13 protein-coding genes are annotated in these 14,204 nt (G+C 34.7%); 12 read left to right on the top strand and 1 reads right to left on the bottom strand.

Going from position 1 to position 14,204, the window contains the following annotated elements; translation table 11 throughout:
- Positions 1-18: 18 nt before the first annotated feature.
- Positions 19-891, bottom strand: coding sequence for a helix-turn-helix domain-containing protein (locus BCR25_RS04845; RefSeq protein WP_069662491.1), 873 nt, complete (start codon positions 889-891; stop codon positions 19-21).
- A gap of 273 nt (positions 892-1,164) precedes the next feature.
- On the opposite strand from BCR25_RS04845, the gene BCR25_RS04840 reads away from it, so the two are divergent.
- The 12 genes from BCR25_RS04840 to BCR25_RS04785 all read left to right on the top strand — a co-directional run.
- Positions 1,165-1,854 carry a winged helix-turn-helix domain-containing protein gene (locus BCR25_RS04840; RefSeq protein WP_069662490.1) on the top strand — a complete coding sequence of 230 codons (690 nt, stop codon included), beginning with the start codon at positions 1,165-1,167 and terminating at the stop codon, positions 1,852-1,854.
- Between the two features lie 67 nt (positions 1,855-1,921).
- The gene (locus tag BCR25_RS04835) at positions 1,922-3,745 is read left to right on the top strand and encodes an Ig-like domain-containing protein (RefSeq protein ID WP_069662489.1); all 1,824 of its coding nucleotides are present in this window, start codon (positions 1,922-1,924) and stop codon (positions 3,743-3,745) included.
- Between the two features lie 399 nt (positions 3,746-4,144).
- A complete protein-coding gene (locus tag BCR25_RS04830; protein WP_069662488.1) occupies positions 4,145-4,795 on the top strand; it encodes a helix-turn-helix domain-containing protein in 651 nt (216 codons plus the stop codon).
- Between the two features lie 28 nt (positions 4,796-4,823).
- Entirely contained in the window at positions 4,824-5,228 is a 405-nt protein-coding gene (locus BCR25_RS04825) for an LPXTG cell wall anchor domain-containing protein (RefSeq protein WP_069662487.1), read from the top strand.
- On the top strand, positions 5,228-6,013 hold the full coding sequence (locus BCR25_RS04820) for a WxL domain-containing protein (protein ID WP_069662486.1): 786 nt from the start codon (positions 5,228-5,230) through the stop codon (positions 6,011-6,013). Before BCR25_RS04825 ends, BCR25_RS04820 begins: the two co-directional genes overlap by 1 nt.
- Before the next feature lie 72 nt (positions 6,014-6,085).
- On the top strand, positions 6,086-6,862 hold the full coding sequence (locus BCR25_RS04815) for a WxL domain-containing protein (protein WP_069662485.1): 777 nt from the start codon (positions 6,086-6,088) through the stop codon (positions 6,860-6,862).
- Between the two features lie 204 nt (positions 6,863-7,066).
- Positions 7,067-8,170 (top strand): WxLIP family cell surface protein, encoded by a 1,104-nt coding sequence (locus BCR25_RS04810; RefSeq protein ID WP_069662484.1) that lies wholly within the window; start codon positions 7,067-7,069, stop codon positions 8,168-8,170.
- Positions 8,171-8,191: 21 nt separating this feature from the next.
- Entirely contained in the window at positions 8,192-8,848 is a 657-nt protein-coding gene (locus BCR25_RS04805) for a hypothetical protein (RefSeq protein ID WP_069662483.1), read from the top strand.
- 44 nt (positions 8,849-8,892) lie between these two features.
- On the top strand, positions 8,893-9,447 hold the full coding sequence (gene lepB / locus BCR25_RS04800; RefSeq protein ID WP_069662482.1) for a signal peptidase I: 555 nt from the start codon (positions 8,893-8,895) through the stop codon (positions 9,445-9,447).
- Between the two features lie 32 nt (positions 9,448-9,479).
- Positions 9,480-12,116, top strand: a complete 2,637-nt coding sequence (locus tag BCR25_RS04795; RefSeq protein WP_069662481.1) for a YfhO family protein — start codon at positions 9,480-9,482, stop codon at positions 12,114-12,116.
- A 306-nt stretch (positions 12,117-12,422) separates the two neighbouring features.
- The gene (locus BCR25_RS04790) at positions 12,423-13,319 is read left to right on the top strand and encodes an HNH endonuclease (RefSeq protein ID WP_139243113.1); all 897 of its coding nucleotides are present in this window, start codon (positions 12,423-12,425) and stop codon (positions 13,317-13,319) included.
- Positions 13,316-14,204 (top strand): InlB B-repeat-containing protein (locus BCR25_RS04785; RefSeq protein WP_211272484.1); only part of this gene is annotated, 889 nt, incomplete at its 3' end. The genes BCR25_RS04790 and BCR25_RS04785, both read left to right, overlap by 4 nt.

Raw genomic sequence — 14,204 nt, 5'->3', positions numbered from 1 at the left:
ATAATACTATTCAAAATCCTAAGGGATTTCAATATCGAAAAATTTTTTCATTTCTGCTCTATATCGTTCTGCTCTACCAGTCATACCTAAAGAGGAAAATATTTCTATAGATTGGGTAACTTTTTTTGTTCCTTCATCCAAGGATCCTAATATGATTAGCCTCATACCGTCAAGATAAATAACCATATTTCGTTCGTAAAGATTTTTCGGGCTGCTGCTTTGTTTATTTAACAGTGTGATAAAATATGCTGCGTCATCCATAGAGCGATGTTTTAATAGTGCGCCAATCAAATTAATTAACGCACTATTAAATAACTGGGAATATTCTTGAGCAGTGCTATACTGTTTTGCATACTCTAGTAGTTTACGAGAAAGTAAAGTAATCAATTCTATATCAAAAAAATGAACAGTATTTATGAATAACACCAATTCAAAACGAGTCCATGTATCTACAGAAAACAGAGTATGGAATAATTCATCAGTAAAAATTTTTTTTGGAGTTTCGTATTTTGTTCGGCTTATAGCAAGATTAGCTGTTAGTAGATAAATTTTTAATGCAGAATGTTCTGGATCGGGTTGTCTCTGTAATTCAAACTCTATATTTTCCTTTGCCTGATATAACTTATTTAGATCTTCTTCGTAATATGCAGTAGTGAAGTTGTTCCATAATTGTGTTTCAATAGGAAGATTGAACCCATTTGATATAAGGAAAAATTCATCAAAGGTAACATTTAGTTTTTTTAGCAGTTTAAAAAATAATTCTATGGTAATCGAACTCTTTCCGCTCTCTACTTGGCTGTAGAAACTTACGGAAACAATACCTTCTGCAAGAGCTTTTTTTGTATAGTTTTTATTTTCGCGTAAATATTTTAATGTTTCACCAATATTCATTTTTAGACTCCCTTCTTTTATGTTATTTCAATTAAATTATAAATAAAATTAATTAATAATCAAGTATTTTATAAATTTAATATGAGGATAATTAATTATTAATCTGTTTTCATTAGGAATTTGGAATGAATTTTGTGAGTATACAGTTAAAATTCAGTGTTTAGAAAAAAATGATGAAGTATACAATAACAAGTTAATATATATACTGTTTTTTTTTATTTTCTTTTATTTATAGTTTATTCTAATTAAAGTTTGGAGACTGAGAGGTGATTTATGAACATAGGTGTATATAAAACCCTACTAGAAAAAGGGTATATAAGTGAAAAATATTTTTTGGACAGAGGGTATACTACAGGGATAATTAACGATCAAAATGATATGGATATCGTTGAATACAAGGCGGTGTTATTAGACGGCGATGGAGATGTAGGGTATTTTACAGCTAGGGTATTATTAGAACTTGGGTTAAATACTAATACATGTGCGTGGGTTGTTTCACAAAATAATGATTTTTCTCAAAAGAATTTGTACCTGAATTTGGGAGCTATGGGTTGCTTTTCAGGTGACGTGTCTTTTGATGAAATTGTATCAACGGTAAATAATGTACTAAAAAAAATGAACAGCATAAAAAGTTATGATAGGCACCCTGGAGATTCTGATATTATTTTTAATAAAGAAGAATTTGAACTTAAGGTTAGAGATCAGAGAATTCAGTTAACTAAATTAGAATGTAAACTTGTAAGTTGTCTATTTAATGAATTCTCTAAAACAGTTTCAAGTGAGAAGTTGGCAGTTGAATTATGGGGGGAAGTGAAGAAAGATTCCTCCATACGGGTAGCAAATGTTGTCCATATGCTTCGAAACAAGATAGCTCAAAGGAATGTGGTAGAAGGTCAGTTAATTAAGACTACTAGATCAAAAGGTTATAAGCTATCAGATAATGTAGTTTGGAAAGAACAGTAGTATTGTGAATGTTTTGGAAATAAATCTGTAAATCAATAGACATAAAAATTAAGAAGGAATGATGATTATGAGAAAGATAGGGATCTTCTTTGGATTCATGCTAATATTTAGCGTCGGTTCAATCGGTGAAGCAAACGCAGCTACAGCGGATAGTGTGACTTATTCTGTCCATGGACAAGATTATGGTTGGCAAAAACAGGTGGATAATGGTGCAATGGCAGGATCAACTGGAAAAAATAAGCGCTTAGAAGCAATGAAGCTAAATGTAGTTGGTGATGGTGGTATTACTTATCAGTTGCATGGACAAGATTATGGCTGGCAAAGTTGGAAAAAAGATGGCGAAATTGGTGGAAGTATAGGTACTGGAAAAAGAGTCGAAGCGCTCAAAATCCAGTTAACCGGAAACATTAAAAATAAATACGATATACTGTACCGCGTTCATGGGCAAGATTATGGTTGGCAAAATTGGAAACGAAATGGAGAGCTTGCTGGTACGACTGGACAGAAGAAAAAAATAGAAGCAATAGAAATTCGATTAGTAGCTAAGTCCCCGCAGGTCTATTATTCTGTTCATGGGCAAGACTATGGTTGGCAAAGTCAAGTTGCGGATGGGATCACAGCAGGGACTATAGGGAAAAATAAACGTATGGAGGCTTTAAAAATTAATGTAGTTGGTGGAGGTGGTATTACTTATCAGTTACATGGACAAGATTATGGTTGGCAGACTTGGAGAAGCGATGGAGCTCTTGGTGGTACTTTAGGGAATAAGAAACAGGTTGAAGCTATCAAGATCGATTTGACTGGAAACTTAAAACAAACGCATGATATTTATTATCGTGTACATGGACAAGATTACGGCTGGCAATCTTGGAAAAAAAATACTGAATTAGCTGGTACTATTGGACAGAAGAAAAAGCTTGAAGCAATTGAAGTTAAGTTGGTAGAAAAACCGATTCCTGTTACTAGTATATCTTTAAATTCTTCGAAGAATAAAATTGATATGAAAATAGGAGAAAGTCAAATTCAGCTGAATACATCTATTTTACCAAGTAATTCGACCGATCAAAGAGTACGTTTTATTAGTAGTAATTCGGCGGTTGCTGAAGTAAGTAATTCAGGTCTAGTAACCGGTAAAAGTACTGGAAAGACAGTGATTACAGCTGAAACTGTGGATGGGAAAAAGACAGATACGATTGAGATTGAAGTTCTTGGTAGAGGTCAGATATTTACGAAAAATACTGAAATTGCTTGGGGAAGCTCATGGAATTATTTAGATAATATAGTGAAGGCTGTAGATGAATATGGGCAGCCTATCCCGCTCAATGAGATTACGATTTTAGGAACAGTCGATACTTCTAAATTTGGATATCAGACTGTTGCATTCGGACATCCCAAGGTTAGTGGGTTCCCACCAGTAACTATAAAAGTGTTAGCGCGGAAGCGTGATGCAAATAAAGTTAGACAGGAATACTTACGATTAGTAAATGTAGAAAGACAAAAAAATGGAGTTAACCCAATATCAGTTAATACTCTATTAGAAGCTGGATCAGCAGTTAGAGTAGATGAGTTGGTTACAAAGTTTAGCTATGTAAGACCGAATGGACAACCTGCATCTACAGCTATTTCATTAAGTTCTGGACATTCGTTTAGATATGGGACGCTAGCATATCCGGTAAAACTGACGAATACGGGTAATGATACCGATCAAGAACTAGCTAAAAAACTATTTGATGCAACCTATTTAGGTCAAACGACTGATTTAAATGGAAATAATACACCAAATTCAATACGATTTTTGGACAAGGATAGAGAAACACTAGGACTAGCGTTTAAGGAAATCGAAGGTAAGGAATGTTTGGGTCACGTGTTTATTGGAGGACGTTACACTTAATGTTACAAGTGTCAAATAAGAGCCTTAATTTTTTTAAATGATAAATTTGAGTGTAAGGAAGACTTATGAATACACGAGATTGTAATAGAAGTTAGAGCGAAAAGAAATCCGTTTCCTGTAGCTAGGGAACGGATTTCTTTTCGAGATTTTGATAAATCACACCAAGATATATTTTCTATAACTAAGATATTTTTTTATATGAATGTTTTTCTTTAGTTTTGTGTTTTATATTTGTGGGAAACGCTTAAAATGTGGCGTAATATATATTACTTAAAGAGTGTTTAATTTTCTTCGATAACCATCATAGAGGAATGCGCATTTTTATACTTGTTTTTTTGTATAAATTTTGTGGAAAAGATGTATATTGTTCTTGTGAAGAGAGAATGAGGTGAAGGTGAAGTGTATAGTATAGGTGTTTGTGGAAATATTAGAGGTGAAGATTATTCGTATGTAACAGCGCTTGAAAATATTGGGTTTAGTGTAGTGGCAACAGAAGATCAGCTTGATACTGATGCGATTGTAATCAGAGCGGATGAACTTAGTTTTGGAAGTGTTTGTGAGTACATAATAAAAACAAAAAAAATTAATCCATTTGTTTGCGTTAGTGTAGTCATTAATCAAATGAACATTGAACAAAGACTCGCCTTGTTGCAGTTGGGTACACATTTTTTGTTTGATCGAAATCATGTGCCAGAAGAAGTAGCGTTGATTATCTCTAATGCATTCAAATTGGAGAAAGGAAAGCAGAAGTATGAAAATTACAAAGGAGCACACCAAGTAAAGTTAGAAGAAGATGGTCTTTCTGTTGAAATAGATGGTGTAAGTATAATGTTAACACAGATTGAGTATAAGTATTTTGAATTGCTGTATAAAAAAAGAAATACGGTCGTAGTATATCAGGAAATTAGAGAGACTCTTTGGAAGGATAAGGAAAAAACAGAGTTTTATGCTAATAATATTACTTTTCTCTTGAGAAATAAATTGAGAAGGGCAGGTTTTGGTCATTTGATTGAAACAATTAGATCCAAAGGATACCGATTAAGGTGTTGAGAAGTATATTTGAAAGGCGAGATATAAGATGAAAAGAAAGTTTATTTTGGGAATTACTTTTTTGATGACAATAGTTGTCCTTTTTGTAGGACATAGCTCAGCTTTCGCAACAAATGGCGGGGTAGTTCAAACAAAAGGAAGAATAACATTTTATGAGGAATCAGCTAGTACGGAACCAACTTCTTCAGCTAGTACGGAACCAACTTCTTCAGCTAGTACGGAACCAACTTCTTCAGCTAGTACGGAACCAACTTCTTCAGCTAGTACGGAACCATTCGATAGTGGTAGTGTTGGAAAGCCAATAGGCCGATTGCCATCAACTGGTGAAATGGTTCGAGCTGGTTTTGTTATTGGTGGATTAGGATTGATCGTATCTGGTCTGTTTTTCTTGTATAGGAAGCGTCGTAAGAATGAAGAGGGAGAAAATCGCTAATGAAGAGACTAGTATTGGGATTTGTTTTTGTAGGGCTGGTTAGTTGTACTGTTGCAAACAGTGTTTACGCAGACGATAGTTCGGTACAGAAAGGGAAAGTGGAGTTCAAGGTGAAAGATGTACAAGATATTGTTGACCCAGAATTCCCTGATAGAAGTGTGAATCCCGGTCCGGGACCAGCTACCGAAGGTCCTCTTAGAATAGATTTTATTTCTAAATTTGACTTCTTTGAAAATAAAATCAGTAATAAGAATGAAACGTATTATGGAAATGCTCAGTTATTCTTAGATGATACGTCCGCTAGAGGGAATTTTATTCAGATAACGGATAATAGAGAGACCGGATCGGGTTGGTTACTACAAGTTCGTCAAGAACATCAGTTGAAAGAAGAAACTAAGAATATAGAATTAGATGGTGCGATGGTTTCATTGGATTATTCATGGACGAACTCATGGAATAATAAAAGTAATTCACCGACAGTTTCAAAAGATGTAATCGAAATTAAAAATATTGGTGAGGTTTATAATTTGGCTTCAGCTTCAAAGGGGGCTGGAGAAGGAACCTGGCTGATTAATTTTGGAGCATCAAATCAAAATGAAGCGGGAGTAGAAGATACTTTATCTAAAAGAGTAGATAAGAACGGTAAGCCGATAGTTGATTCTACGTTTAATGACAAGGAAGTTCACCAAAATAGAGGCTTAAAGTTGTTTGTTCCGGGAGGGACTAAAAAATCTCCGGGGTCTTATCAGACGACGTTCACTTGGATTTTATCAGAATTACCATAAATTAAGGATATAATCTATCTTTTTGAGATAGTTATATATAGATTATTATAAAAATTTTAGGAGGAAACACGTATGAAATTAGCACACAAAGTATTTGGAGGAGTATTAGTTGCCGCTACAGTTTTAACTTTAGCACAAACAGCAACAACCACTAAGGCGGCACCAGGAGATGAAGTAGTAGGGAAAGGGAAAATTACGTTTACTGAAGATTTAACTACGTTACCATCAAATGTGCCTGGTGGTGCTTCAAGTCAGGCTCCGTCAATCACATCACCGTCGCAAAACACTACACCTTCAGCACGTAAAATTATTTCTGTAACAGATTTAGATTTTGATGTGCATAGTATTGTAGCTACTGATACTGCAAATAAAACTTACAAAGCGGTACCATTTGAAACAACTGAGGTAGCAACAGGTAAAGATGTGAAAATCGCTCACTTTGTGCGTTACCAAGATATTCGCTCAACTGTAGCCGAAAATCATTATTCAGTGAAAGCTGAACTGACCAAACAATTTACGAATTCATCTGTTGGGGGAGAACTTAATGGAGCTACTTTAACGTACAAAAACATCAGTTTACAATCTGGATTTAATCCAGGGACATTGCCAACAACTGCAACTGCATTACCGGCTTCAACACAAACATTATCATTAAACCAACCAGAGGTATTTGTAAACAATAAAGAAGCTGGTAAAGGTTATGGTGTTCAAGATATTGTATTTGGTACAAATGCGGATGCAGCATCTAGTAACTATGACAGTGTTGATTTGAATGTATTAGGTACGACTAGACTTAAAAGTGGAGAATACCAAGCCGAGATTACTTGGACTATTGAAGATGCAATTTAAGTAGGATATTTTATAGAGAGATTGATAAACTATGTCCCCAAATTAAAATAAGTGTGATACCCAAACTACCCATTATTATACCTAAATTAACCATATGATGGGCTTGATTATTATTAATTAAGCCCATCATGGGTTATAAAGTTGAATGATGTATTTTAGAGAAGTCAAAAGACATAAAATTTTCAAGTAAAAGAGAGGACAATCATGAATAAAAAAATAAAAAAAAGAAATTTCTACATAATTTACATAGTACTTGCCTTTATAATTACACTTAGTACCAGTCTTGTATCTTTAGCAGAAGAAAACAAAGGTGCGGCTGGCGGCTTTTCTTATGAAGTCATTCAACCGGAAAATCAACAAAATAAAGATGTAGGGTATTATGACTTAAGAGTTACTCCAGGACAAGAACAGATTGTTCAAATGAAGTTAATGAACTCGTCAGAGAAAGAAATTAAAATTTCAGTCAACTTAAATGGTGCGAAAACGAATGGAAACGGCGTAATTGAATATAGCCCAAATGAATTAAAGAGAGATGAGTCTTTAATTAATGATTTTGTGGACATTGCTACGGCACCTAAAGAGGTAACATTGGCGCCTAAAAGTGAACAACTGTTAGATATTGTACTTAAAATACCTAAGACACCGTTTAAAGGAGTTATATCAGGAGGAATTGAATTACAAGAAGTAACAAGTGAAGGCCAAAAGACGGCTTCCGAAAAAGGAATGATTGTTAACAAGTTTGCTTATTTAACGGGAATGTTACTTAGTGAGGAAGATTTTAAGGGAATAAATCCGGATATGGTGCTAAACAAAGTATATCCTGAATTACAGAATTTTCAAAATGCAGTATTTGTAAACTTTTCAAATATATCTCCTGTGTATACAGAAGATATGACGGTGAACGTTCAAATCAACAAAAAGGGATCTAAAGAGGTATTATATGAGACCAAGAAATCTAAAATGCGTATGGCGCCTAATTCAATGATTGATTTTCCAGTTAGTTTAAATGGAGAAAAGATGGTTTCAGGAAGTTATGTAGCGAACATTGTTGTTACAACAAAAGCAGGTGGCAAATGGGCATGGACTCAAGAGTTTAAGATTACAGACGCAGATGCAGAAAAATATAATAAGAAAGATTTAAGTCTAGTTCAGTCAACGGGTATTAATTGGTTGATTATTGGAGCTATTGTAGGAGTAGTATTGTTTGTAGTAGGATTTATAGTGGTTTTCTTAAATTTGCGGAAGAAAAAGAAAGAAGCAAAAAGGAAGGCTAGAAGAAAAAGAAAGAAAACAAAAGAAAAACAATAAAGAGACTGTTGGAGGAATAGAATGGCAATTTTAGATTGGTTTTTCATAGTAAGTATAGCTGTTATTATTCTGTTAGTCTTATTTTTTCTAGTTAATGGTGTGGTCTTTATTCGATTTAATAGTCAATTGAGGACATTAAAGAAAAAGAGGCCTAAAAATAAAAAAAAGAGAAAACAATGGATGCGTCGGTGTAAAAATATAGAGAAATTAAGAAAAAAATCCATTGTTCGTTTTTTAGCGTGTATGATGTTTATAGCTTTACTTGGTGGAGGTGCGTTTTATAGTCAATATTATCAATCGACGCATTTGAATCAAGATGATTCGACTGCTTTGCTTCAAGGATATGTGTTAGTCAAAGAATTAGAAGTTCAGTTTGATAAAATTCCTGAAACAGATAATTCAGAAAAAGTAGGTGCAACGATTGATGATCTTTCTGGTCGGTTGGCGAGTTATGGTGTACGTATAGCTAGTTCTCGATTAGGGGAAGAGGCACAAAGCTCATTGAATAGGTTATACCAAAAAATGAAAGAATTTGGAGTAAATACAACTGGACAACCATTTGACTCCCTAAAGAATGCAGAGAACTATGATTCATATAAGAGTGATCTTAATGCAATGAAAAATATTCAAAAGAAGATATTCAAGCAATTTAATATTCAGGAATCGTCTATTAAGTAAGAGCTGTGAGTGTATATGAACGTAGTAAAGAAAAGAGAGAAGATGTGGAAAAGAAGAAGAATCAAAAAGAAATCAAAAATCTGTGGAGATGGATGAAAGCAGCCTGTTTTTATATTGTTATGGGGGGAGCTATCTTATTCCTTTTACAATTTCATGTGTACGTAGTTCAAGGAGAATCTATGGATCCAACGCTGAAAAATGGAGAATATTTATTGGTGAATAAGTCAGTATCCCCGAAGAAATATGACATAGTAACGTTAACTGTACACCGAGGGAAGTCAAATGAGGAATCTTATGTGAAGCGTGTAGTAGGTATACCAGGAGACTATGTAATTAGTATTGATGGACGTCTAGTTATTATGCCGGAAGGTTCTTGGGATTTTTCTCAAAAAGAGGTAACACTTGAGAACTTGCCTAATAATGCGACAATATTAGATTTATCGGATTCAGGTAGAGATTATTTTTCAAAGATAAATAAAATTCCAAAAGGAAAATATTTTGTTTTAGGGGATAACCATAGAAATTCAAAAGATAGTCGTACGTTCGGATTGATTTCTAATTCTATGATTGATGGGGTCGTAAGCTATGGCTTGTTTTAAGAGATATTCTGAAGAAATATGGAGGCAGAATAGTGAAAGAGAAAATAATAAATTTTTTTAAACAGAATGGTATAGGGTATGGTGCAAGTTTTATATTGCCCGTAGCTATTATGGCCCTTGTTTATGCCCGAATAGATATTTATCCGGGAAGTGAAATTCGAACAGTACTAGCAAGTGATGCATATTCTCAATATGTAAACTTTTTTGCAAGTTTCAATAACACGGTGAAAGAAGGAGACAGTTTTCTTTATACTTGGGGAGGCTCGTTAGGACTAAATTATTGGACATTTATGGCTTATTATTTAGGAGGTATATTTACTCCGCTGGTATTGTTTTTTAATAATCTTCAGCTACCAGATTTTCTTTATTTTTTAACCTTATTAAAAATCGGGAGCTTAGGTATCAGTTTTTACTTTTTATCAAATCAATTGTTTGTCAAAATTCCTAAGTGGGGGAAGGTGATTTTGGCTATCTCCTATGCGTTAATGAGTTTTGTTGTAGCTCATTCAGAGATCTTAATGTGGTTAGATGTTTTGATTTGGCTGCCAGTTGTAATTGTCAGTATTCACCGAGTTATGGATTCTGGGAAAATAGTATTGCTGTTTATTAGTACGAGTCTATTGTTGGTTTCAAATTTTTATATGGCATATATGGCGGGTATTTTTTCGTTCCTGTATTTTATGGCTCGTTTTATGACAGATTATAGGAAATATAGACATCAAGTTGTTCGTTATGTATTGACTTCAGCGCTAAGTGTGGGGGGATCGTTATTTATCACATTACCTGTGTATTTAGACTTGAAAAACAACGGAGAGTCATTTGAAAAGGTAAATGGATTATTCACGAGTACAACTGGTATATGGGATATAGTGATTAAAAATATGGTAGGTGTTTATGATAGTACAAAAGTGTATTCAACACCTTTTATATATGTTGGATTGCTTCCACTTATTGGATGTATATTTTTCTTTGTTACTAAGAAAATCCCAAGGATAGAAAAGATTGCGTATGGTTTATTGGGAGTATTTATTTTTATCAGTTTCTATTTCCAGCCATTAAATTTGGCATGGCATGGATTTCATTCTCCCAACATGTTCTTATTCCGTTTTAGCTTTCTCTTTTCTTTCATGGTTTTACTGTTAGCTGGATACGGTTGGAATGTTTATACGAAAGAAGACCTGCCTAAATTAACAAATGTATTTATGGGATTGGGTGCTGTATTTCTTCTAGTAAAATATGTGACAGATCAAGGTGATTATGAGTATCTTTATACGAATTGTTTTTTATGGACAGCAGTATTTTTAATAGGGTATTTTGTATTACTTGCGTTGAAGAATCGTAATCTGAAAAGATTTGGAAAATATGTGATACCGATTCTATTTCTTATAACAGTATCATTAGAATTGGGGATCAATACTTTTGGCATTGTTAGAGGGATTGCAATCGAGTGGGTTTATCCAGCAAGGAAACATTATACTGAACCACATGAAGATATTCAAACGCTGGTAGATCAGACGAAGGAAGAGAATAAATCTACCTTTTATCGAATGGAAAATCTGACACCTGTATCGGTCAATGAGAATATGAATTTTGATTATCATGGGGTGTCGTTCTTCTCTTCTATAAGAAATCGTCATTCTTCCGAATACCTAAATGGACTCGGTTTCCGGTCTCTTGGAACAAATCTAAATATTCGTTATGCGAATAACACGTTGCTCATGGATGCGTTATTAGGAGTCAAATATAATATATCAAAACAGGATCCATTGAAGTTTGGTTATAAGGGAATCAGGAAATCAGGGGACTATACGCTATATAAAAATGACTATGTTATGCCATTGGGATTTATCACCGATGAAGGTATATTTGAAAAAGGTGCAGTAGAAACGCAGACAACGTTATTAAGCCAACTGGCAAAAGAAGATTTGGAAGGTTTGTTTGACGTAACTAGTTTACAGAAAGACTTGTTTGAAAATGTAAAAGAAACTAAAGAACAAATCAATGCCACGACATTAGTTACATATAAGCCTAAAAAGAAAAAAGAAGGAATGATTTTGCGTTGGAAAGTGAAAGTTCCGGCCAATAAACAAGCATATTTGAGTATATTCCCTGTGAATTATCGTGAATTAGGAAGTCCTTCTTTGAAATTATACGTGAACGGAACAGATTACAGTCATTCTGTATCTGAGACGGGGCAGTATTACAATCTTGGATATTATAAAGACGCAACGGAAATCGATGTAACAGCTGAGGTCGATTATGGAGAAGGATCAGGGAAGCAAGATTTTACAATTGTTCAACCAGATGTTTTATTGTTAGATACAGACCGTTATGCGAACGTTATGAAAAAGGTCATGAAGCAAGGTGTAGATTTCACAATTGATGGAAGAAAAGCAAGTGCAAATGTGGAGTTAGATGAGGAAAAAGTCATTTTAACAACTATTCCATACGATAAAGGCTGGGTAGCGTATGTTGATGGTGAAAAAGTGGAGATTCCAACATTCAAGGAAGCGATGCTTACTGTAAAAGTTCCTGAAGGAAAGCATAATATTGAGTTTGTATTTATACCACAAGGATTACTTTTAGGAGAAATTATAGGTTTAGGATCTCTTATATTATTTGTGAGCTATCTATTTATTGAGAGAAGGAAAAAAACAAACAAAGGCTAAATTTAAAAGTAGGAACTATTTTTTCATTTATGTTAAAGGATGTATCGAGGAGCAGAAACGTTATGTATAAGTTAGCGTTATTAACGTTAGTCGAAACACATGCAAATCGGTAAGATTTGACAACTTTTTTCTTGAATTCAAAGGAGCGTTTCCTTTGCCGCACTGAGCTAATATTGAAGAAGGATTTCTTTTGAAATAGTGCGCGAAATTGATCTCCACTGTATCAAAGAAAGCTACAACTTTCTTTGTACAACGCGTGGTAAAGACATACAAGACTTCCTAAAATATTTGCATTTTCGGTTGAAAATGACTATTTCCGAAAAGAAAACAGAACTTGTAAATTTAAAGAGAACAAAAATTAATTTTTTAGGATTTGGGTTAGTGTTAGAAAAACCGCGTAAAGAACCCGGAAGGAAAAGGGCATATTTTGTGGGGAAAGCTTATCCAAGAAGAGATCGCATGGACCAAAAAGTGAAAGAGCTGTGTCAAGAAATAAGAGGATTGATTTATTGCTCTACAACTAATGATATGGCAGCGAAAATACATTTGATTAATCAAAAAATAATAGGAATAACTTCTTATTACAAAGTAAGCATATGTTCAGATGCTTTTCGACGAATGGATTATCAACTGAATAGAAGTGCATATTATACATGGAAAAAGCTAAGATGTCCAAAGACTGAAAAAGGCAAAATTTTATTAGCAGAACTGTGTAACTTAAAACATCGACACTCAAATAGTACTGAAAAAACGTTTGGAATTAGAGTTGAAGGACTATGGTATGGAATAACTAAAGCTAGCTTAACACGATCAACATATGAGCAAAAGCCATTTTATCAGGAGATGACCCCATACACAAAGTGTGGGAGACAAGCGTATAAATATTACCAAGAAAAGTATGAGACAGCTCTGAAAGATATTCAATCAATAAATAGTGAAACTCAAATTAGATTATCGTCTCGTAGTCGGACTAAATATAATTTTTTGTATTATATTAATCGAGAACAAGCATATATTCGAGATAAGAATACGTGTCAGCGCTGCAATGTAAATCTGATTTCATCGAATGTTCAAGCACATTGTCATCATATAAACTCGAGACGAGCGCTTGGAAATATAAATGATAAACAAAATCTAATTTGGTTGTGTGAAAATTGTCATAAAAGAGAGCATAAAAAAACAAAAAGGAAAAATATAATATGAAAAAAAGTATCCTTATAGGAGTAGTTCTAGTGAGCTTAATAGTAGCAGGCATCGGATATATCAAGAATTCAAGAAATATCTTAGCAAACGAGAACAACGTATCGGCGAGTATAGTTATCAGCGACCCGATGGACAAGAAAGGGGCACCACCACCCCTAAATCCGTATCAGCCGAGCACTTATAGACAACTGCGGGATACTGGGGACGGAAACAAAATCGATATCGACGTCAGTGCCAATCCACTCATCAAACGAGCAACATTGTACAGGGTGGGAAACGAGTACGCACAAGCAGCAATGTACTTCGAAGTATCTTCACGATTAAAGTTCACAAGATTAGAAACCGGCGGGTATGCGTATGGATACAACGTGTCACAATCACCACCTGGGATAATTACCTACACCATATATCTAAACACAAAACTGAGGGGGAATAATCCTGATATATTTCACTTCACTGATGAACTAGTCGGAACGACCACAACAATCCAAACCACACTCAACACCACGGCCGAGATAACCTTCCACGGCAACGGTGCCGATAACGGACAGGACCCACAACCAATAATTGCTCCCAGAGGAACACAATATCCGGATAATTTCGGCATTCAAGTAAACCGCAGAGGTCACACATTTACATATTGGAGCACAAGTCCAAACGGGATGGGAAGAATCAATGACTACTATGCCCCAATATTCAACACAGACTTATACGCGCAATGGCAACGCAACTCATATACCCAAAGATTCAATGGAAACGGACAAACTGGTGCATTGCTACCAGTAAGCAGAACAGTCGAGTATGACGCCACCAGTACAGTTCCAGCCGGACCAACCAGAACTGGGTACACATTTGCCGGGTGGTATGACACGAATGCAGCTACAG

The organism is Enterococcus termitis (assembly GCF_001730305.1).
Lineage (GTDB): Bacteria > Bacillota > Bacilli > Lactobacillales > Enterococcaceae > Enterococcus_L > Enterococcus_L termitis.
The sequence above is the reverse complement of the archived record's forward strand: the minus strand, read 5'-3'. Positions and strand labels throughout refer to the sequence as shown.

Coding starts and splice junctions, on each gene's coding strand:
- BCR25_RS04840 (WP_069662490.1), top strand. CDS start 1,165: ATGAACATAGGTGTATATAAAACCCTACTAGAAAAAGGGTATATAAGT.
- BCR25_RS04825 (WP_069662487.1), top strand. CDS start 4,824: ATGAAAAGAAAGTTTATTTTGGGAATTACTTTTTTGATGACAATAGTT.
- BCR25_RS04835 (WP_069662489.1), top strand. CDS start 1,922: ATGAGAAAGATAGGGATCTTCTTTGGATTCATGCTAATATTTAGCGTC.
- BCR25_RS04820 (WP_069662486.1), top strand. CDS start 5,228: ATGAAGAGACTAGTATTGGGATTTGTTTTTGTAGGGCTGGTTAGTTGT.
- BCR25_RS04805 (WP_069662483.1), top strand. CDS start 8,192: ATGGCAATTTTAGATTGGTTTTTCATAGTAAGTATAGCTGTTATTATT.
- BCR25_RS04790 (WP_139243113.1), top strand. CDS start 12,423: ATGACTATTTCCGAAAAGAAAACAGAACTTGTAAATTTAAAGAGAACA.
- BCR25_RS04810 (WP_069662484.1), top strand. CDS start 7,067: ATGAATAAAAAAATAAAAAAAAGAAATTTCTACATAATTTACATAGTA.
- BCR25_RS04845 (WP_069662491.1), bottom strand. CDS start 891: ATGAATATTGGTGAAACATTAAAATATTTACGCGAAAATAAAAACTAT.
- BCR25_RS04815 (WP_069662485.1), top strand. CDS start 6,086: ATGAAATTAGCACACAAAGTATTTGGAGGAGTATTAGTTGCCGCTACA.